The sequence below is a fragment of the Streptomyces sp. NPDC002125 genome (assembly GCF_053593715.1).
On the sequence record NZ_JBSFDD010000025.1, the window covers coordinates 110,547 to 130,294 of the forward strand.

At 72.1% G+C, this 19,748-nt stretch carries 15 protein-coding genes; 12 read left to right on the plus strand and 3 right to left on the minus strand.

The features are described from left to right. Window positions 1-177 precede the first annotated feature (177 nt). Both ACWCQM_RS31885 and ACWCQM_RS31890 read left to right on the plus strand, forming a co-directional pair. Entirely contained in the window at window positions 178-3,990 is a 3,813-nt protein-coding gene (locus ACWCQM_RS31885; RefSeq protein WP_450918540.1) for a glycosyltransferase, read from the plus strand. Next, window positions 3,987-5,546, plus strand: coding sequence for a DUF5719 family protein (locus tag ACWCQM_RS31890; RefSeq protein WP_450918541.1), 1,560 nt, complete (start codon window positions 3,987-3,989; stop codon window positions 5,544-5,546). Before ACWCQM_RS31885 ends, ACWCQM_RS31890 begins: the two co-directional genes overlap by 4 nt. A 58-nt stretch (window positions 5,547-5,604) precedes the next feature. Here ACWCQM_RS31890 and ACWCQM_RS31895 read toward each other — a convergent pair whose 3' ends face one another. Next, on the minus strand, window positions 5,605-6,033 hold the full coding sequence (locus ACWCQM_RS31895; protein ID WP_073752993.1) for a metallopeptidase family protein: 429 nt from the start codon (window positions 6,031-6,033) through the stop codon (window positions 5,605-5,607). 243 nt (window positions 6,034-6,276) lie between these two features. Between ACWCQM_RS31895 and ACWCQM_RS31900 the strand changes: the two genes are divergently transcribed. From ACWCQM_RS31900 to ACWCQM_RS31940, 9 genes are all read left to right on the plus strand, one after another. Continuing rightward, a complete protein-coding gene (locus tag ACWCQM_RS31900; protein ID WP_450918542.1) occupies window positions 6,277-6,729 on the plus strand; it encodes a DUF3499 domain-containing protein in 453 nt (150 codons plus the stop codon). A gap of 339 nt (window positions 6,730-7,068) precedes the next feature. Next, window positions 7,069-8,685 (plus strand): L-lactate permease, encoded by a 1,617-nt coding sequence (locus tag ACWCQM_RS31905; protein WP_450918543.1) that lies wholly within the window; start codon window positions 7,069-7,071, stop codon window positions 8,683-8,685. Between the two features lie 63 nt (window positions 8,686-8,748). Further along, window positions 8,749-10,116, plus strand: a complete 1,368-nt coding sequence (locus ACWCQM_RS31910; RefSeq protein ID WP_450918544.1) for a phosphomannomutase/phosphoglucomutase — start codon at window positions 8,749-8,751, stop codon at window positions 10,114-10,116. Between the two features lie 620 nt (window positions 10,117-10,736). Further along, window positions 10,737-10,919 carry a Trm112 family protein gene (locus tag ACWCQM_RS31915; protein ID WP_450918545.1) on the plus strand — a complete coding sequence of 61 codons (183 nt, stop codon included), beginning with the start codon at window positions 10,737-10,739 and terminating at the stop codon, window positions 10,917-10,919. A gap of 40 nt (window positions 10,920-10,959) precedes the next feature. Then, window positions 10,960-12,096 carry an SIS domain-containing protein gene (locus ACWCQM_RS31920; RefSeq protein WP_450918546.1) on the plus strand — a complete coding sequence of 379 codons (1,137 nt, stop codon included), beginning with the start codon at window positions 10,960-10,962 and terminating at the stop codon, window positions 12,094-12,096. A gap of 74 nt (window positions 12,097-12,170) precedes the next feature. After that, complete coding sequence (gene manA, locus ACWCQM_RS31925) at window positions 12,171-13,406, plus strand: mannose-6-phosphate isomerase, class I (protein ID WP_450918547.1); 1,236 nt, start codon at window positions 12,171-12,173, stop codon at window positions 13,404-13,406. Between the two features lie 87 nt (window positions 13,407-13,493). After that, window positions 13,494-14,486 carry a cation diffusion facilitator family transporter gene (locus tag ACWCQM_RS31930; protein WP_450918548.1) on the plus strand — a complete coding sequence of 331 codons (993 nt, stop codon included), beginning with the start codon at window positions 13,494-13,496 and terminating at the stop codon, window positions 14,484-14,486. Between the two features lie 261 nt (window positions 14,487-14,747). Further along, window positions 14,748-16,205, plus strand: a complete 1,458-nt coding sequence (gene ahcY / locus ACWCQM_RS31935; RefSeq protein ID WP_450918549.1) for an adenosylhomocysteinase — start codon at window positions 14,748-14,750, stop codon at window positions 16,203-16,205. Window positions 16,206-16,329: 124 nt separating this feature from the next. Beyond that, a complete protein-coding gene (locus tag ACWCQM_RS31940; RefSeq protein ID WP_267075339.1) occupies window positions 16,330-16,956 on the plus strand; it encodes a hypothetical protein in 627 nt (208 codons plus the stop codon). A 270-nt stretch (window positions 16,957-17,226) separates the two neighbouring features. Here ACWCQM_RS31940 and ACWCQM_RS31945 read toward each other — a convergent pair whose 3' ends face one another. Further along, entirely contained in the window at window positions 17,227-18,195 is a 969-nt protein-coding gene (locus ACWCQM_RS31945) for an RDD family protein (protein WP_450918550.1), read from the minus strand. A gap of 119 nt (window positions 18,196-18,314) precedes the next feature. Here ACWCQM_RS31945 and ACWCQM_RS31950 point away from each other — a divergent pair, with 119 nt between their 5' ends. Then, window positions 18,315-19,322 carry a stage II sporulation protein M gene (locus ACWCQM_RS31950; RefSeq protein ID WP_450918551.1) on the plus strand — a complete coding sequence of 336 codons (1,008 nt, stop codon included), beginning with the start codon at window positions 18,315-18,317 and terminating at the stop codon, window positions 19,320-19,322. Between the two features lie 135 nt (window positions 19,323-19,457). Here ACWCQM_RS31950 and ACWCQM_RS31955 read toward each other — a convergent pair. Then, window positions 19,458-19,748: hypothetical protein (locus tag ACWCQM_RS31955; RefSeq protein WP_450918552.1), on the minus strand; the 291-nt coding region annotated here is incomplete at its 5' end.

Genomic DNA, 19,748 nt, shown 5'->3' on the forward strand with positions numbered 1-19,748 from the left:
CATGTACGGGCGTTCCGGATCCCGCCCGTCAACCGCTCGGCGCGGGGCGCACATCCGTACCGTTAGTGTGGGGCCCCGTCCGAGAGACGCGCCAACGCCCCGCCGGGGCGCGCGTGTACACCGATGCAGCCCCCGGGGGGACCCCCCTCCGGACCCGGCCGGAGGGCCCGTACCCCGATGTCCGTGCACAGCCACTCGGCGGCGCCGAACGCGGCCGCCGCCGCCCCAGAGTTCCCCCGGCACGTCGTCACCGCCGTGCTCGTCTCCCACGACGGCGCACGCTGGCTGCCCCGTGTGCTGGCCGGGCTGCTCGGGCAGGAACGCCCCGTACAGAACGTCGTCGCGGCCGACACCGGCAGCGCCGACGACTCCGCCCGTCTGGTCACCGAGTCGCTCGGCGGGGAGCGCGTCCTGCACCTGGCACGGCGTACGAGCTTCGGCACCGCCGTCGACGAAGCGGTCCGCACGGCCGGTGTGCTCACCCCCGACGACCTGCCGTACCTGAAGCGCCCCAGCGGCTGGGATCCCGTCACCCGCACCTGGCGTGACGACGCGTACGACCTGCCGGAGCTTCCGCACGGCGACCCCGTCCAGTGGCTCTGGCTGCTGCACGACGACAGCGCCCCCGAGCCGGACGCGCTCGCCGAGATGCTGCGCGTCGTCGACAACGACAAGCACGCCGCGATCGTCGGACCCAAGCTGCGCGGCTGGTACGACCGCAAGCAGCTCCTGGAGGTCGGCGTCTCCATCGCCAACAGCGGGCGCCGCTGGACCGGCCTGGACCGCCGCGAACAGGACCAGGGCCAGCACGACCAGGTCCGTACCGTGCTCTCCGTGTCCTCCGCGGGCATGCTGGTGCGCCGTGACGTCTGGGAGGAGCTCGGCGGCTTCGACCGCAGGCTCCCGCTGATGCGTGACGACGTGGACCTCTGCTGGCGCGCGCACATGGCGGGCCACCGGGTGCTCGTCGCCCCGGACGCGATCCTGCGGCATGCCGAGGCCTCCGCCAGGGAACGCCGTCCCATCGACTGCGCCGGACGCTCCGTCGCCAGCCCGCACCGCGTCGACAAGGCGGGCGCGGTCTACACGATGCTCGTCAACGCCCGGGGCAAGCAGCTGCCGTGGGCGCTGCTCCGCCTCGTCGTCGGCACCCTCCTGCGCACCCTCGCCTATCTCGTCGGCAAGGTGCCGGGGCAGGCGCTCGACGAGGTCGCCGGGCTCTTCGGCACCCTGCTGCGGCCCGGGCGGATCTTCGCCGCGCGCCGGGCACGCGGCAAGGGCGCGGTGGACGCGGCCGAACTACGGGCCCTCTTCCCGCCGCCCGGAGCCACCGTCCGGGCCACCGTCGAGCAGATCGCGGGCAACTTCGGCAGCCGCACCGACTCCGACTCCGGAGGCTCGCGGCACGGGGTGGTCGAGTCCGGCCCCGGTGGTGACGACGCCGACTTCCTGGAGATCGAACAGTTCGCCCGGCTGAAGAAGCTCGGCCGCAAGCCCGGCCCCGTGCTCTTCGCCCTCCTCCTGCTCGTCTCGCTGGTCGCCTGCCGGGGGCTCCTCGGCAGCGGCGCGCTCGCCGGCGGCGCCCTGCTGCCCGCCCCCGCCGACGTCTCCGACCTCTGGTCGCGCTATGCCGACGGCTGGCACCCCGTGGGGACCGGCGGAACCCAGACCGCGCCGCCCTACCTCGGCGTGATCGCCGCCCTGTCGGCACTGTTCCTCGGTTCCACCGGCTTCGCGCTCACCCTCCTGCTCGTCTGCTCGGTCCCGCTCGCCGGGCTCACCGCGTACTTCGCCTCCAGGCCGCTGATCGAGTCCCGGCTCCTGAGGGCCTGGGCGAGCATCGCGTACGCCTTCCTGCCCGCCGCGACCGGCGCGCTGGCCACCGGGCGGCTCGGCACAGCCGTGCTCGCCGTCCTGCTCCCGCTGATCGCCCGCGCGGCCGTCGCCGCCCACGGGCTGCGCGGTGACGGCTCCACCGCACGCGGCAGCTGGCGGGCCACCTGGGCGTACACCCTGCTGCTCACCTTCACGACGGCCTTCACGCCGATCGTGTGGCCGCTCGCGGTGGTTCTCGGCATCGGGGTGCTCGTGCTCCGCCGCAACGACATCACCGCGTACGGGCTGCGCTTCCTGGCCACGGCGGGCACCCCGCTGCTGGTCCTCGCGCCTTGGTCGCTCTCGCTGCTGACCAGCCCCTCCGGCTTCCTGAAGGAGGCCGGGCTCGACCTGGGCACGGGCACGGCGTCCGCCCTGGACCTGCTCGGCATCAGCCCCGGCGGCCCCAAGGCGGCCGGCGGCATCCTGCTGCTGGGCATCGTGCTCGCGGCGCTGGCCGCCCTGCTGCGCGGGGAGCGGCAGTTCGCGATCCGTACCGCCTGGGCCGTCGTGCTGACCGGGCTCGTCTTCGCCGCCGTCTCCAACGGCTCCACCTGGGCCGGGCCCGCGACCCTCGTCTACGGGATCGCGCTGCTCGCCGCCGCGCTGCTCGGGGCGGACGGCGCCCGGGTGCGGGTCGCCGCGCTGAGCTTCGGCTGGCGCCAGCCGGTCGCCGCGCTGATCGCCCTGGCCGCCGGGATCGCACCCGTGCTGGCGGCGGTGGGCTGGATGATCGGCGGCGCCACCGGGCCGCTGGAGCGCCGCGACCCCGTGCAGGTGCCGGCTTTCGTCGCGGAGGAGAGCGCCACCCGCGACCAGCCGCGGACCCTGGTCCTCGGCGGCACGTCGGAGGCGGCCGTCTCCTACAGCCTGGTCCGCGGTTCCGGCGCGCGCCTCGGCGACGCCGAGCTCACCGAGGCGGGCGGCAGCAACTCCCATCTCGACAAGGTCGTCGCCAACCTGGTCGCGGGCTCCGGCGCCGACCAGGGCAGCCAGCTGAGCGGCTTCGCGATCCGCTACGTCCTCGTACGGGACGGGGCGCCCCGGCAGATGAGCCGCGTGCTGGACTCGACGCCCGGCCTGAGCCGGCTCAGCCAGCTCGACGGCAGCGCGCTGTGGCGCGTCGACCGGCAGGCCTCCCGCCTGACGATCGTCCCCTCCGGCGAGGGCGCCGAGCCCGTGCCGGTGGGCTCGCTCCCCGTGGAGGCGCACACCAGGATCCCCGAGGGCGACGCCGGCCGGGTGCTGCGGATCGCCGACGCGGCCGACCCGGGCTGGACGGCCACGCTCGACGGCGTGGCGCTGACCCCCAAGACCGTGGACGGCTGGGCCCAGGGCTTCGCGCTCCCCGCGGGCGGCGGCACGCTCGACCTCACCTATGACACCCCGGCCGCGCACACCGCCTGGGTCTGGACGCAGGTGGCGCTCGGTGTCGTCCTGGTGGTCCTGGCCCTGCCGGGCCGCCGCCGGGAGATCGACGACGACCTGCCCGAGGAGACCGAGTCCGTACCGGCCGAGCCGGTCGCCGGCGAGGGACGCAGGGCGCGCAGGTTGCGCGCGGCGGCCCAGGCCGAGGCGGCGGGAGGCGACGACGAGCCCGCCGCGGCGTACGCCCAGGCCCCCTACGCCGACGCGGCGCCCGACGCCGGGCAGCAGTACATCCCGGCCCAGCAGACCGCCGACCCGTACGCGGCGGTGCCGGGTGACCAGGACGGTACGGGTTCGTACGCGGCGGTGCCCGGGGACCAGGACGGTACGGGCACCTACGCGGCGGTCCCGCAGCAGAACGTGTACGGGGAGCAGAACGCGTACGGGGAGTGGGACGCCCGGCAGCAGTACCAGGGCGCCGACCACGGCCAGTACCAGGCAGGGCAGGACGCCGGCCAGTACTACCAGGCCGATCCCTACCAGCAGCAGGACCCGTACCAGCAGCAGGGCGCCTACGACCCGTACGGCTACGCCCAGCAGCAGCCCTACGCCACGGGTGCGGGCGAGACCCCGTACGACGGGCACGACGAGAACGCAGCCCCGGGCCAGAACCCGTGGCAGACCGGTAACGGCAGCAACGGCAACGGCAACGGCAACGGCAACGCATCGCGAGGCGAGTCCGAGTGAAGTCCACCCCCCTGTCCCTCATCGCGGGCACCGTCGCCCTTGCCGCGGTCACCGGCTTCGCCGCGCTCACAGCGCCCGGCGACGCGGGCGAACCGGAGGCGAGGGCCGCGGCCCGGCTCCCCGTCGAGCGCACCAGCCTGCTCTGCCCCGCGCCCAGCACCTCCGACGTGGCGGAGACGGAGTACACGTCCTTCACCCCCGCGGGCGAGAGCGGGGGTGAGGCCGGAGCGGCCGAGCTGGAGCCGGCCGAGCCCCTCCCCGCCGACGAGGACGCCCCGGCCGAGGAGGACGCCGAGAAGGACGCGGACAAGGACGCGGACAAGGCGAAGGACGACGAGGCCGAGGACAAGGCGGCGGACGGCAAGCCCGTCATCTCCCTCAAGGAACCCGGCAAGCCGTCCACCGCCGAGACGGACAAGTCCGACGCCCCCGCGCTGATCGGCACCGCCACCGGCAAGCTGGCCCCCGGCTGGGCCGCCCAGCAGACCACCACGGCCGCCGCCGGCGGTGCCCGCGGGCTGCTCGGCGTCAGCTGCACCGCGCCCGACACGGACTTCTGGTTCCCGGGCGCGAGCACCTCCGCGAAACGTCAGGACTACGTCCACCTGACCAACCCCGACGACACCGCCGCCGTCGCCGACATCGAGCTGTACGGCGCCGACGGTGCCCTCAAGTCCGATGTCGCGGAGGGCATCACGGTCCCGGCCAGGTCGAGCGTCCCGATGCTGATCTCGACGCTGACCAGCGAGGCCGCCGAGAACGTGACCGTCCATGTCACCACCAGGTCGGGGCGCGTCGGCGCGGTCCTGAGCGCCGCCGAGGACGAGGTGGGCAGCGACTGGCTGGCCGCGTCGGCCGATCCGGCGGACACCCTGGTGCTGCCCGGCATCCCGGCGGACGCCACCGACGTACGTCTGGTCGCCTTCGCGCCGGGCGAGGACGACGCCGATGTGAAGGTCCAGCTCATGGGGAAGAACGCGACGTTCGCACCCGCCGGGAACGACACCCTGCACATCAAGTCGCAGATGACCGCGAGTGTCGACCTCAAGGACGTCACCCGCGGCGAGCCCGGCTCGATCCTGCTCTCGCCCGCCGACGGCAGCAGGACCCCTGTCGTCGCCGCGCTCCGCGTGGTGCGCGGCACCGGCGCCAAGCAGGAGATCGCGTTCATTCCGGCGACCGAGCCGGTGGGCGACCGGGCGAGCGTCGCCGACAACCGGGCGAAGGGCTCGGTGCTCTCCCTGACCGCTCCGGGCGGAACGGCGGAGGTCAAGGTGACGGCCTCGGCAGGCAGCGAGGGGGGCGAGGCGACCGTCAAGACGTACACGGTCAAGGGCGGTACGACGCTCGACGTCACCCCCGAGGCCCCGTCAGGGCTCAAGGGGAGCTACGCGCTGACGGTGGAGACCGAGTCGGGCGGGCCGGTGCACGCCGCCCGCACGCTCACGCTCACCCAGGGCGGGGTCGGCATGTTCACCGTGCAGACCCTTCCGGACGACGGCGGCACGGTCGAGGTGCCCACGGCCGAGCAGGACCTGTCCGTCCTGGACGACTGAGGCCCGCGCGCTCCGGGCGGGCCGGCGCGCCGGGGGTGGGCCCGTCGCCGTGGGCGGGTCAGTCCTGCCCGTAGCGCGGGTCGACCGACTCGGGGGAGAGGCCGAGGAGTTCCGCGACCTGCTCCACCACGACCTCGTGCACCAGCAGGGCGCGCTCGTCGCGGCTCTTGGTGCGGATCTCGACGGGGCGCCGGTAGATCACGATCTGCGCGGGCTGCCCCTTGACGGCGGACAGCGCGCGCCCGAGCGGCACGGTGTCCTCCAGCGATCCCGGCACGTCGAGGACCAGGAAGTCGACATCCGTCAGCTGGGGCCAGCGCCGCTCCAGCCGCTCCACCGAGTCCTGCACGAGGTCGCGGAAGCTCTCGGCCCTGCTGACCGACAGCGGCACCTGCGGCGGAGCGACCGGTCCGCGCATTCCGCGGCCGTGACGGTCGCGGCGGCGGGGCCGCGGCTCGGAGGAAGGGGGCGGTACGGGACTGTCCATCACCGACGCAGCGTAACCCTCCTCCGGCCCGGGCGATCACGGCTTCCGCCGCTGGTCGGCCCCGATGTCCACAGATGAACATTCCGGCCAGGATCGGGTGCGAATCCGGCCCTTGCTCCGATCGCTGACCCTCCGTCGGACGATCGTTCATGTTCCTCCCGATGACCGCGAAGGGGCCCGCGCACACCGGTGCGCATCGGCTGCCGCGCAGGTCGGAACGGGTGCGCCGGAGCCCGCCGGGGCATGTGTCGCGGGGCGACACGTGGGGGTGAGCTGAGGGAGAGTCGTCGCAGCCCGCTCAAGAGTGCGGTACCGTCCAACATCGTGAGCCCTGTACGTCGCTGTTCGCGAACCGCGTGCGGCCGTCCCGCCGTCGCGACACTGACGTACGTCTATGCCGACTCGACCGCGGTCCTCGGCCCGCTCGCCACCTATGCCGAGCCCCACTGCTACGACCTCTGCGCCGAGCACGGCGAGCGGCTCACCGCGCCGCGCGGCTGGGAAGTCGTCCGGCTCTCCGATCCCTCGGCCCCCACGCGCCCCAGCGGCGACGATCTCGAAGCGCTCGCCAACGCCGTACGCGAGGCGGCCCGTCCCCAGGACCGGCAGCAGGGCGGACGGGGTCCGCGCGCCGCCGACCCGGTGGAGGTCGCGCGCAGAGGACATCTGCGGGTGCTGCGCTCGCCGGACTCCTGACGACCGGACTCCTGACGAGCCGGACTGCTGACGCGCTGCGCGCGCCTGACGAGCCGGGCCGCTGACGCGCTGCGCGCCTCTACCGTTCTCCGCGCCTGACGTTGTCCGGGCCTGACCGTTCTCCGCGCGTGACGTTGTCCGGGCCTGACCGTTCTCCGCGTTCGAGTGGGTGTTCTGTGCTGTTCTGTGCGCACCACCCGTCCCACCCGTCCCATCCGTCACATGTCTGTTCGGAAGAAGTTTTCCGGTACGGAGCATTGACGTCGGCTTGTCGCGGACACGACCATTCCCCCACCCGTGAGAGATCGCTTCCGCATCACGGAATCCGGGGAGGTCTGTGTGTTTGTCCAGCAACTCGAACCCGTAGCCGATTCGCTCGCCCTGTCTGCCCTCGTCGCCTCGCTGCCCCTGGTCACCGTCCTCGTCCTGCTCGGCGCCGTCCGGATGAAGGCCCACCGCGCGGGACTCATCGGCCTCGCCGTCGCCGTGCTCGTCGGCGCGCTGGCGTTCGGCATGCCTCTTGGGCAGACCCTCTCCGCAGGGGCACAGGGCGTCCTCTTCGGGCTCTTCCCCATCATGTGGATCGTGGTCAACGCCCTCTGGGTGTACCGGATGACCGTCCGCACCCAGCACTTCGACATCCTGCGGCGCTCCTTCGGCAGGGTGTCCGACGACCCCCGTATCCAGGCCCTCGTCATCGCCTTCTGCTTCGGCGCGCTCCTGGAGGCGCTGGCCGGCTTCGGCGCGCCCGTGGCGATCTGCTCGGTCATGCTCGTCGCCCTCGGCTTCGACCCGGTGAAGGCCGCCGTCGTCTCCCTGGTCGCCAACACCGCGCCCGTGGCCTTCGGCGCCATGGGCACGCCCGTGGTGACGCTCGCCCAGGTCACCGGACTGCCGCTGGACGACGTTGCCACGGTTGTCGGCCGTCAGACCCCGCTGCTCGCCCTCGTCGTCCCGCTGATCCTCGTCTTCCTCGTGGACGGCAGGCGCGGACTGCGGGAGACCTGGCTGCCCGCGCTGGTGTGCGGAGTGGCCTTCGCCGTCGCCCAGTTCGCCGCGTCCAACTTCGTCTCCGCGCAGCTCGCCGACATCGCGGCGGCACTGGTGGGCGCCGGTGCGCTGATCGCGCTCCCGGGCGCGCGCAGGCCCGCCGCCGAGCCCGTACGCGCCGCGGTGCTGACCGGCGCACGCAGCGACGACCTGGACAAGGAGGACCCGCGCCGCGAGGTGGTGCGAGCCTATGCCCCGTACGCCCTGATCATCGTGGTGTTCTCCCTCGCCCAGATCCCGCCCGTCAAGGAACTGCTGGCCCGGGCGACGCAGGTGTTCGACTGGCCGTTCCTCGACGTCGCGGGGCCCGACGGCGATCCGGTCGGCGCCAACACGTTCACCCTCCCGCTCCTCGGCACGGGCGGCACGCTCGTCCTGCTCGCGGGCCTGGTCACCGCCGTCGTACTCGGTGTACGGGCCGGCACGGCGGCGCGGGAGTGGGCGGCCACCGTGCACGAGCTGCGGTACGCCATCCTCACCGTGACGTCGGTGCTCGCCCTGGCCTATGTCATGAACCTCTCCGGACAGGCCGCCACCATCGGCCAGTTCGTCGCCGCGGCCGGCGCCGGACTCGCCTTCCTCTCGCCGGTGCTGGGCTGGTTCGGGGTCGCCGTCTCCGGCTCCGACACCTCGGCCAACGCCCTCTTCGGCGCCCTCCAGGTCTCCGCCGCACGGGAGTCCGGTCTCTCTCCGGAACTCCTCGCCGCGGCCAACAGCTCCGGCGGGGTGCTGGGCAAGATGATCTCCCCGCAGAATCTGACGATCGCCTGCGCGGCCGTCGGGCTCGCCGGACGCGAGGGCGATCTGCTGCGCAAGGTCCTGCCCTGGAGCCTCGGCCTGCTGCTGGTGATGTGTCTCGTCGTGATGGCGCAGAGCACGGCGGTGCTGGGCTGGATGCTCCCCTGACCGGAGGGCCGTGGCGCGCCGGGTAGTTTGGGCGGTCCGTAAAGACCCCCAGGAGGACCGGCCGTGGTTGCTGACCTGTCGCAGCTCGTGAAGGCGTACGACGTGCGCGGAGTCGTGCCCGACCAGTGGGACGAGCCGCTGGCCGAACTGTTCGGTGCCGCCTTCGTCCAGGTCACCGACGCCTCGGCGATCGTGATCGGCCACGACATGCGGCCGTCCTCGCCGGGTCTGGCCGCCGCCTTCGCCCGTGGCGCGACGGCACGCGGGGCCGACGTGACCCTCATCGGGCTCTGCTCGACGGACCAGCTCTACTACGCGTCCGGGGCGCTGGACCTGCCCGGGGCGATGTTCACGGCCTCGCACAACCCGGCGCGGTACAACGGCATCAAGCTGTGCCGCGCCGGAGCCGCGCCCGTCGGCCAGGACACCGGCCTGACCGAGATCCGCACCCTGGTCGAGCAGTGGTCGGAACACGGCCTCCCCGCCACGACCGCCGCCACCCCGGGCACGGTCACCGAGCGCGACACCCTCGGCGACTACGCCGCCCACCTGCTGGGCCTCGTCGGCCTGGACGCAATCCGGCCGCTCAAGGTCGTCGTGGACGCGGGCAACGGCATGGGCGGCCACACCGTCCCGACCGTCTTCGCGGGGCTCCCGCTCGACCTCGTACCCATGTACTTCGAGCTCGACGGCACCTTCCCCAACCACGAGGCGAACCCCCTCGACCCGAAGAACATCGTCGACCTCCAGGCCCGCGTCCTCGCCGAGGGCGCCGACCTCGGCCTCGCCTTCGACGGCGACGCCGACCGCTGCTTCGTGGTCGACGAACGCGGAGAGGGCGTGTCGCCGTCCGCGATCACAGCCCTGGTCGCCGCCCGGGAGCTCGCCCGCAACGGCGGCAAGGGCACCGTCATCCACAACCTGATCACCTCCTGGTCGGTCCCGGAGGTCGTCCGCGAGAACGGCGGCACCCCCGTCCGTACCCGTGTCGGCCACTCCTTCATCAAGGCCGAGATGGCCGAGCACGGTGCGATCTTCGGCGGCGAGCACTCCGCGCACTACTACTTCCGCGACTTCTGGAACGCCGATACGGGCATGCTCGCCGCCCTGCACGTCCTGGCCGCGCTCGGCGGCCAGGAGGGACCTCTCTCCGGGCTCCTCGACAGCTACGACCGCTACGCCGGCTCCGGCGAGATCAACTCCACGGTGACCGACCAGGCCGGCAAGCTGGCGGAGATCAGGGCGGAGTACGCGAGCCGCGACGGTGTGCGGTTCGACGAGCTCGACGGGCTCACGGTGACCGGCGAGGACTGGTGGTTCAACCTCCGGCCGTCCAACACGGAGCCGCTGCTGCGCCTGAACGTCGAGGCCCGGGAGAAGAAGACGATGACGGCCGTACGCGACGAGGTCCTGGCTCTCGTACGGGCGTGAGGGGCGGGGCGGCTCCCTGTGGGGCGGGGCGGCTCCCTGCGCCTGTGGGGTTTGCGTGGGTGGGGCGCCGCTGGTGTCCGGGGAGCTTGCGTGGGTGGGCGCTCACTCCTGGTGTCCGTGGGGCTTGCGTGGGTGGGGGGCCGCTGGTGTCCGTGGGGCTTGCGTGGGTGGGGGGCCGCTGGTGCCCACGGGGCTTCTGTGGGTGGGGGCCGCTGGTGTCCGTGGGGCTTCTGTGGGTGGGGGCCGCTGGTGTCCGTGGGGCTTCTGTGGGTGGGGCGCTCGCTCCTGGTATCTGTCCCGCTCTCGTACCCACGACGGCGCGCGTGTCCGTCGCGCGCCTGTGCGTGGGGCGGCTCCTCGTGTCCGTCCGGGGCCCGTGCGCGGCGTGAGCTGCGCGCCCGTCCGGCCCTTGTACGAGTGGCGGCCCCGGCGCCTGTCCCGCCGCTGCCCGTTTCCGTCCGTGCGCGCCGCCGCGCCGTGCCGACGCATGCCCCGTCGCTCATGGCCTGCCGGGCCGCGACGCCGTCGGCCCGGCGGTAGGCTGACCACGCTCCAAGCTCCGCGGACCCCACACCGGGCCCGGACCAGATCCGCACCGCTCGCCCGAAGGGACCCACCCCATGCCGCTCGAAGCCGGCCTCCTGGAGATCCTCGCCTGCCCGGCCTGCCACGCCGGGCTCGACGACAGGTCGGCGGCCGAAAGCCCCGAGCTGATCTGCACCGGCGCGGACTGCGGTCTCGCCTACCCGGTACGGGACGGCATCCCGGTCCTGCTGGTCGACGAGGCCCGCCGCCCCGCATAACCCGCACCCTGATCAGCACGGTGATCGGAGGCCCAAAGCCATGCTCGACGAGTCGTTGCTCGACGCACCGGAAGCCCTGGCCAGAGCCGACAGGCGAGATCTGCTCCGCGGAGCCGCCGAGGCCGGGGCCCGTGTGCGGACCGCCGCCCGGCACGCAGCCGAGGCGGGGATCGGCGCCCTGGCCCCCGAGGGCAGGCCACGCGCCGTCCTCGTCGCGGGGCCCGGCACCGCCGCCTCCGGCGTCGCGGACCTGATCGGCGCCCTCGCGGGCGCCGCCGCACCCGTCACCTCCATCCGGCCAACCGGGGTAGCGCCGGCGGGCGGAGCACTGCGCTGGACGCTGCCGGGCTGGGCCGGATCCGTGGACCTGCTGCTCATCGCCACGGCGGACGGCTCGGAACCCGGCCTGGCGCTCCTCGCCGAGCAGGCGTACCGCCGTGGCTGCACGGTCGTCGCCGTCGCCCCCGTCCGCTCCCCGCTGCGCGAGGCGGTCGACGGGGTCCACGGGATCGTCGTACCCATGGCAGCGGCCCCGCACGGGGAGTACGACGCCGAGACCTCGGCCGCCGGCCCCGGCACGCTCTGGGCGCTGCTCACCCCGCTCCTCGCGCTGCTGGACCGGGTGGGCCTGATCGACGCGCCCCCGGAGGCGCTTCAGAAGGCCGCCGATCGCCTCGACCGCACCGCGGAGCGCTGCGGACCGGCCATCGCCACGTACAGCAATCCCGCCAAGACCCTCGCGGCGGAACTCGCCGACAGCCTGCCGCTCGTCTGGACGGAGGGCGATGCCGCCGGACCCGTCGGGCGCCGCTTCGCCGCGGTGCTGGCCGAGCTCGCCGGGCGGCCGGCCCTCGTGGCCGAGCTGCCGGAGGCGCTGCCCTCCCACGGAGGGCTGCTCGCCGGAGCGTTCGCGGCGGGGGCCGACCCCGACGACTTCTTCCGGGACCGGGTGGACGAACCCGAGGCCATGCGGGCCCGCGTCGTGCTCCTCCGTGACCGGCCCACCGGCGGCCTCACCGCCGCACCGGCCGCCCGTGAGCTCGCTCTGAGCCACGACACGGCGATCAGTGAGCTCGAACCCGAGGAGGGCACCGCGCTCGAAACCCTCGCCGAGCTGCTCGCCGTCACCGACTTCGCCGCCGTCTACGCCTCACTGGCCTCCGACAACCGGGCCTGACGGCCCGCCCCCCTTCCCCGGCGCCACCGCCCCCGCGTATCCGCGTATCCACGTATCCACGAGGACGAATCTCCATGGACCGACTGTCCAACACCGTGCGCCCCTACGCCTGGGGGTCCACCACGGCCATACCCGAGCTGCTCGGCACGGCCCCGACCGGCGAACCGCAGGCCGAGATGTGGATGGGCGCCCACCCGGGAGCGCCCTCCCGCATCACGCGCCCCGGAGACACGGACCCGGGCTCTGGTTCCGGAAGTGACCACTCCGGTCCGGATCACCCCGGCTCGGGCGCCGGTTCGGGCGGGCGGTCGCTCGCGGACGTCATCGCGGCCGATCCGGAACGCGAACTGGGCCCCGCGGCCGTCGCCGCCTTCGGCCCCCGCCTCCCCTTCCTGCTCAAGCTGCTCGCGGCAGGCGCTCCGCTCTCCCTCCAGGTCCACCCCGACCTCGGGCAGGCTCAGCAGGGATACGCGGACGAGGAGCGCCGGGGCATCCCCGTCGACGCCCCGCACCGCACGTACAAGGACGCCAACCACAAGCCCGAACTCATCTGCGCCCTCACCCCCTTCGAGGGACTGTGCGGTTTCCGCAGGCCCGCCGAGGCCGCCGATCTGCTGGCCGCCCTGGGCGTCGACTCCCTCAAGCCCTATGTGGACCTGCTCCGCGCCCGGCCGGAGGACGCGGCCCTGCGCGAGGTCCTGACCGCGATCCTCGGCGCGGACCCGGACGAGATGTCCCGTACGGTCGCCGAGGCGGCCGAGGCCGCGGACCGGCTCGGCGGCGACCACGCCCCGTACGCCCAGATCGCACACCACTACCCGGGCGACCCGGGCGTCATCGCGGCCATGCTGCTGAACCACGTACAACTCCAGCCGGGCGAGGCCATGTTCCTCGGCGCGGGCGTGCCCCACGCCTACCTCGGCGGTCTGGGCGTCGAGATCATGGCCAACTCCGACAACGTGCTGCGGTGCGGCCTGACCCCCAAGCACATCGACGTACCCGAACTGCTGCGCATCGTGCGCTTCGAGGCCACCGAGCCAGGCATCCTGCGCCCCGAGGCCGCGCCTTCCGGCGAGGAGCTGTACGAGACGCCGGTCGACGAGTTCCGGCTCTCCCGCTACGTCCTGCCGGACGGCGGCGCCCCCGTCGGCCTCACCGCGGCCACCCCGCAGATCCTGCTCTGCACGGCGGGCGCCCCGCACGTCGGCGAGATCACGCTCGGCCCGGGCGAATCGGTGTTCGTACCGGCGGACGAAACGGTCGAAGTGGCAGGTAGCGGAACTCTCTTCAGGGCGACCGTGGTGGTCTGACGTACCGTCCGCGTCAGCGGCTGCAACAATGTCCGGCCGTAGCGCGGCGGCAGAGCCGCGGCACCGAGGAAGGGACACCACGCACCCATGAGCGCGTCAGGCGGAACCAAGGCGATCGTGGCGGCACTCGCCGCCAACCTCGCGATCGCAGTGGCCAAATTCGTGGCGTTCCTCTTCAGTGGATCGTCATCGATGCTGGCTGAGAGCGTTCACTCACTGGCGGACTCGGGCAACCAGGGACTCCTGCTGCTCGGCGGCAAGAAGGCCCAGCGGGAGGCCACCCCGCAGCACCCCTTCGGCTACGGGCGCGAGCGCTACATCTACGCCTTCCTCGTCTCCATCGTGCTGTTCTCGGTCGGTGGCATGTTCGCGATCTACGAGGGCTACGAGAAGATCAAGCACCCGCACGAGATCGAGGCCTGGTACTGGCCGGTCGGTGTGCTGGTCTTCGCGATCATCGCCGAGAGCTTCTCCTTCCGGACGGCTATCTCCGAGTCCAACCAGACCCGCGGCAAGCTGTCCTGGACGCAGTTCGTCCGTCGTGCCAAGGCCCCCGAACTCCCTGTCGTCCTCCTCGAGGACCTCGGCGCGCTCGTCGGCCTGATCCTGGCCCTTGGGGGTGTCGGTCTGGCCCTTGGCACCGGCAACGGTGTGTGGGACGGCATCGGCACCCTCTGCATCGGCGTGCTGCTGATCGCCATCGCGATCGTCCTCGCCGCCGAGACCAAGTCGCTGCTGCTCGGTGAGTCGGCCGGCGTGGAGGACGTCGAAAAGATCCAGGCGTCGGTGGTCGACGGCGACACCGTCACCCGTGTCATCCACATGCGTACCCTCCACCTCGGTCCGGAAGAGCTGCTGGTGGCGGCCAAGATCGCGGTGCGCGCCGAGGAGTCGGCGGCCGAGGTCGCGGAGGCGATCAACGCCGCGGAGACCCGGATCCGCGAGGCGGTCCCGATCGCCCGGGTCATCTACCTGGAGCCCGACATCTACGACGAGGCCGCAGCCGCGGCGGGCACCAACCCGGGCAAGGAAGGCGCCGGCCCGGAGTCTCCCGACGCACCGGCGGGATCCGGTCACTGACCCGCTGAGGACCAGCCCCGAACGGCCCCGTGACCCACACCGTCTGCCTGGCGGGCTGGGGCTCACTGGGCCGTTCGGTGTAGATTCGGGGCAGTACCAGACGTCGCTGCTGATGGCGGTCGATCGGTTCGCGGAAGCGGACCGGCCGAGGGAGAGAGGGCCTCCGACGGACTGCACTGCGGATCACCGGGCATTCGTATGCCCGTTCGCGCCGCAGAGCCAGCCAGCCCACCCTCGACCCATCACGAGGAGCAGCCCGTTATGACGACGGCCGCCAATCGCCAGGACTTCAAGGTCGCCGACCTCTCCCTCGCCGCCTTCGGCCGCAAGGAGATCACCCTCGCCGAGCACGAGATGCCCGGCCTGATGTCGATCCGCAAGGAGTACGCCGCCGCGCAGCCGCTGGCCGGCGCACGGATCACCGGCTCCCTGCACATGACCGTGCAGACCGCGGTGCTCATCGAGACACTCGTCGCCCTGGGCGCCGAGGTCCGCTGGGCCTCCTGCAACATCTTCTCCACCCAGGACCACGCCGCCGCCGCCATCGCGGTCGGCCCGAACGGCACCCCGGACGCCCCCGCCGGCGTCCCGGTCTTCGCCTGGAAGGGCGAAAGCCTGGAGGAGTACTGGTGGTGCACGGAGCAGGCGCTGACCTGGCCGAACACCCCCACCGGCGGCCCGAACATGATCCTCGACGACGGTGGCGACGCCACCCTCCTCGTCCACAAGGGCGTCGAGTTCGAGAAGGCCGGGGCGGCCCCGGACCCGTCGACCGCGGACAGCGAGGAATTCGCCCACATCCTCACCCTGCTGAACCGCACCCTCGGCGAGTCCCCGCAGAAGTGGACCCAGCTGGCGTCCGAGATCCGCGGCGTGACCGAGGAGACCACGACCGGCGTCCACCGGCTGTACGAGATGCACCGTGAGGGCACCCTCCTGTTCCCGGCGATCAACGTCAACGACGCGGTCACCAAGTCGAAGTTCGACAACAAGTACGGCTGCCGCCACTCGCTGATCGACGGCATCAACCGCGCCACCGACGTCCTGATCGGCGGCAAGACCGCCGTCGTCTGCGGCTACGGCGACGTGGGCAAGGGCTGCGCGGAGTCCCTCCGCGGCCAGGGCGCCCGGGTGATCATCACGGAGATCGACCCGATCTGCGCCCTGCAGGCCGCGATGGACGGCTACCAGGTCGCGACGCTCGACGACGTGGTGGAGACCGCGGACATCTTCGTCACGACGACGGGCAACAAGGACATCATCATGGCCGGTGACATGGCCCGGATGAAGCACCAGGCCATCGTCGGGAACATCGGCCACTTCGACAACGAGATCGACATGGCCGGCCTGGCGAAGATCGACGGCATCGTCAAGGACGAGGTCAAGCCGCAGGTCCACACCTGGACGTTCCCGGACGGCAAGGTCCTGATCGTCCTCTCCGAGGGCCGTCTGCTGAACCTCGGCAACGCCACCGGTCACCCCTCGTTCGTCATGTCCAACTCGTTCGCGGACCAGACCCTGGCCCAGATCGAGCTGTTCACGAAGCCCGAGGAGTACCCGACCGACGTCTACGTGCTGCCGAAGCACCTGGACGAGAAGGTCGCCCGTCTCCACCTCGACGCGCTGGGCGTGAAGCTGACGACCCTCCGCCCCGAGCAGGCCGACTACATCGGTGTCCCGGTCGAGGGCCCGTACAAGTCCGAGCTCTACCGCTACTGATCCGGCCGTCGGCCGACGGCCGGCGCAGTTCTCAGCAGCAGGTCCGAGCGCAGGCCCCCGCACCCCCGTGCCGGGGGCCTGCCCCGTACCGCACCCGCACGACCCGAGGAACCCGAAGGACCCCATGCCCCGCGGCCGTTATTCGCTCCACGATCTCCACGACCACACCCCCCTCGGCGAAGAACACTTCCACTGCGCGCCCGGCCCCTCGGGCTGGCGCTATGTCTCCCAGACCACGGACCCCTCGGGCGCCCACCTGGGATCCGTCGATCTGGCCCTGGACGAGCTCGGCCGCCCCATCCGCCTCGAACTGCACGCCGCGAGCTGGCAGATCCGCGGCGCCGCCCTCGACGGGGTCACCTGGGTACGGACCGATCCGACCGGCACCCATGCCACCGAAGGCAATGTCCGTGCCCACGCCTTCTCCGGCACATCCCCCGCTTTCCTCATTGCCGTATCCCGGCTCCTGCGCCTCACCCCCGATTCCCCCGCGACCCGCGTCCGTCTGGTCACCTTCACGGACCCGGTCCTCGCCCCCCGCACCGTCGACCAGTCCTGGTCCCTGCTGAACAGTGAAGCGCACGCCACTGACAACGGGCCCCTGACGGTGGACGAATACCAGGTCAACGCGCTGGACACGGGAGATCAGCACACCGTCCACATCGCCGGCGACGTGGTGCTGGCGGCCCCGGGCATCGAGCTCGAACACCTCGAATCCCCGCCTTCGGACATGTCCCGCGCCGAGGGCTAGGTACGCCGAGAACCAGGAACGCGGTGGACCAGGACGCGGATGCCCAGGAACAAGGCCTGCGTGGGGTCCTGCCGAGAGTTCCGGGCGCGGAACGACGATTCGGGCGGGGGAGTGTTCGGGCGGGCGGGGCTTCGGATGGGCGGGTGCTTCGGACGGGCGGGGGCTTCAGGCGGGTGGGGCTTCAGACACGAGGCGCTTCAGGCGGGTGGGGCTTCAGGCGCGAGGCGCGAGGCGCTTCAGGCGGGTGGGGCTTCAGGCGCGGGTGGGACTTCAGGCGGGTGGGGCGAAGCCGGTCGTGGACGGCTGCCCCTCGGCCGTCTCCCCAGCCGGGGACTCCGGCAGAACCGGTGACGGCCGGCGCCCGTGGATGAGGTCGGGCACGCCGTTCAACGGCGCCTGCACCGGGTAGGGCGCCTGCACCGGAAAGGGCCCCGGCACCTGAAGCGGCGCCTGCACCCGGAGGGGCGGGGGCAGCTGAGCGCCGCGGCCCGCAGCCGCGGAGACCCGCCGCACATCCCGTGTCTGCCGCTCGTTCACCACAGCCGCCAGATACGCGGCCGACGGCACGCCCTGCGGTACCGGAACACCCGTATGCGAGGCCAGATCCGCGGACAGCTGTTCGGCCATCGACCAGCGCACCGCGGCATCGAGCTGGTTCATCCGCGTCAGGTACTGCCGCACCGCCAGCCAGAGCCCGTCCGGCACACCCGACAGGTCCAGCTGAGCGAAACGGCCCATGAGCCAGGGCGGCGGCGGGGGCACGGCGAGTGTCCGTCCGGCGCGCACCCGCTCACGTACGACGAGCGTTCCCGCGAAGACATCACCGAGCCGACGCCCCCGGGCGGACACCAGCGAGGAGACGCAGGCCACGACGCCGAACGTCCCGAGAATCTCGACCACGCCCATCGACCCCCGCACCAACGCGTGCCGGAAACGGATCGGCCCGCCGTCGTCCCGCACCACCCGCAGACCACAGGCGAGCTTTCCCAGTGAACGGCCGTGGGTGAGGGTCTCGACCGCGATCGGCCCGCCCACCAGCACCAGAAGGAAAGCCGCGACGGCGATCGCGGCGGACGCGGCCTCGTCGAGCGTCACCGTCGCGACGGCCAGACCTATGGACAGCACAACGAAGACAGTCAGAACCACCACGAGATCGATGGCTATCGCCAACGCCCGGCTGGGCAGCCTCGCAGGCTGCAGTCCCAGTACGACCGCGTCTCCGGTCACGAGCTCATTCATCGCCACCCACCCCTCGCCGCCCTTCCCTGCCCCTCGGGCCCACAGTCTGCCAAGCTGGCCCGCAGCGCGCCGCCGCAGTACGGACCCGTACGCACCCATGCCTGGAGCAGCAGCCGACCATGGATCTCGACGTCTTCGTGACCACCCACCGCATCGAGTGGGACCGCCTGGACCATCTTCTGCACCAAGGGCGCAGCCTGACAGGTGCGGAGGTGGACGAACTCGTCGTCCTGTACCAGCGGACCGCCACTCACCTGTCCCTGATCCAGTCCAGCGCACCCGACCCTCTGCTGACCGCCCGCCTCACCCAGCTCGTGGCCCGAGCGCGCTCCACCGTGACCGGGACCCGTCGTGCTTCGTGGCGCGATGCCGCACGGTTCCTGACCGCCGGCTTCCCCGCGGCCGTCTACCGCTCGCGGCACTGGTGGATACCCACGGCAGTGCTCTCCGTACTCATGGCGGCCGTCATCGGCTGGTGGATCGGCGCCCACCCCGATGTCCAGGCGGCGATCGCCGCCCCGGAGGACCTGAGGGCCCTCACCCGCCCCGGTGGGGAGTACGAGACGTACTACTCCAGCCACCCGGCCGCTTCGTTCGCCGCGCAGGTGTGGACGAACAATGCCCAGGCTGCGGCCATGTGCCTGGTCCTGGGGGCGTTCCTCTGCGTTCCGGTCATCTGGATCCTCTTCGTCAACGTGCTGAACCTCGGCGTGGGCATCGGCCTGATGTCCTCCGCCGGCCGGCTGGACACCTTCCTCGGGCTGGTACTGCCGCACGGCCTGCTCGAACTCACTGCCGTATTCGTCGCGGCGGGTACCGGACTCCGCCTCGGCTGGACAGTCATCGACCCGGGCCCCCGGACCCGACGCTCGGCTCTGGCCCAGCAAGGACGCGCCGCGCTGGGCATGGCCATCGGCCTTGCCCTGGTGCTGTTCGTGTCCGGAGTCATCGAAGGCTTCGTCACCCCGTCCGGTCTCCCCACCTGGGCCCGGATCGCCATCGGCATCGCGGCTGAGCTGGCCTTTCTGGCCTACGTCTACATCCTCGGAGGCCGGGCGGCCCGGGCCGGGAACACAGGGGATGTCGAAACCGCGGAGCGAAGCGCGGAGCTCCCCTCCGCAGCCTGAGGGGCGATGTGCGTGCGGGGGCGCTGACCTGCTAGTCTCCTCATCGCCCACAAAAACCGTTGACACGGTTCGCGTGGGGAGGTAGATTTTAACGGTTGCAGCGAGCTGGACAAGCTCGGAAGCGACGGTTAAAGTTCACATCGCTTGTGCAGGGGACAAGGTTCCCGCAGAGCCGATCGATTCTTCTCTTTCGAGCAAACAAGCCGATTCGCTTCGGCCGAAATGCTTCTGATAAAGTCGAGTCAGCCGAAAGGCAAAGGCCACTCCACAGGCCGTCGGAATCAAATTCGGACCGGAAACGGAACGAAAAAGAGTCTGGTAAAGTTGGAATCGCCGGAAAGGGAAACGCGAAAGCGAAGAACTGGAAAGCGAAACAAGCAGTAACCCGCTTCGACCGGGAATCGGACACGAAAGAGTCTGATAGAG

Coding starts and splice junctions, on each gene's coding strand:
- ACWCQM_RS31950 (WP_450918551.1), top strand. CDS start 18,315: ATGGATCTCGACGTCTTCGTGACCACCCACCGCATCGAGTGGGACCGC.
- ACWCQM_RS31920 (WP_450918546.1), top strand. CDS start 10,960: ATGCTCGACGAGTCGTTGCTCGACGCACCGGAAGCCCTGGCCAGAGCC.
- ahcY (WP_450918549.1), top strand. CDS start 14,748: ATGACGACGGCCGCCAATCGCCAGGACTTCAAGGTCGCCGACCTCTCC.
- ACWCQM_RS31885 (WP_450918540.1), top strand. CDS start 178: ATGTCCGTGCACAGCCACTCGGCGGCGCCGAACGCGGCCGCCGCCGCC.
- manA (WP_450918547.1), top strand. CDS start 12,171: ATGGACCGACTGTCCAACACCGTGCGCCCCTACGCCTGGGGGTCCACC.
- ACWCQM_RS31900 (WP_450918542.1), top strand. CDS start 6,277: ATGTGTCGCGGGGCGACACGTGGGGGTGAGCTGAGGGAGAGTCGTCGC.
- ACWCQM_RS31915 (WP_450918545.1), top strand. CDS start 10,737: ATGCCGCTCGAAGCCGGCCTCCTGGAGATCCTCGCCTGCCCGGCCTGC.
- ACWCQM_RS31940 (WP_267075339.1), top strand. CDS start 16,330: ATGCCCCGCGGCCGTTATTCGCTCCACGATCTCCACGACCACACCCCC.
- ACWCQM_RS31930 (WP_450918548.1), top strand. CDS start 13,494: ATGAGCGCGTCAGGCGGAACCAAGGCGATCGTGGCGGCACTCGCCGCC.
- ACWCQM_RS31895 (WP_073752993.1), bottom strand. CDS start 6,033: ATGGACAGTCCCGTACCGCCCCCTTCCTCCGAGCCGCGGCCCCGCCGC.
- ACWCQM_RS31945 (WP_450918550.1), bottom strand. CDS start 18,195: ATGAATGAGCTCGTGACCGGAGACGCGGTCGTACTGGGACTGCAGCCT.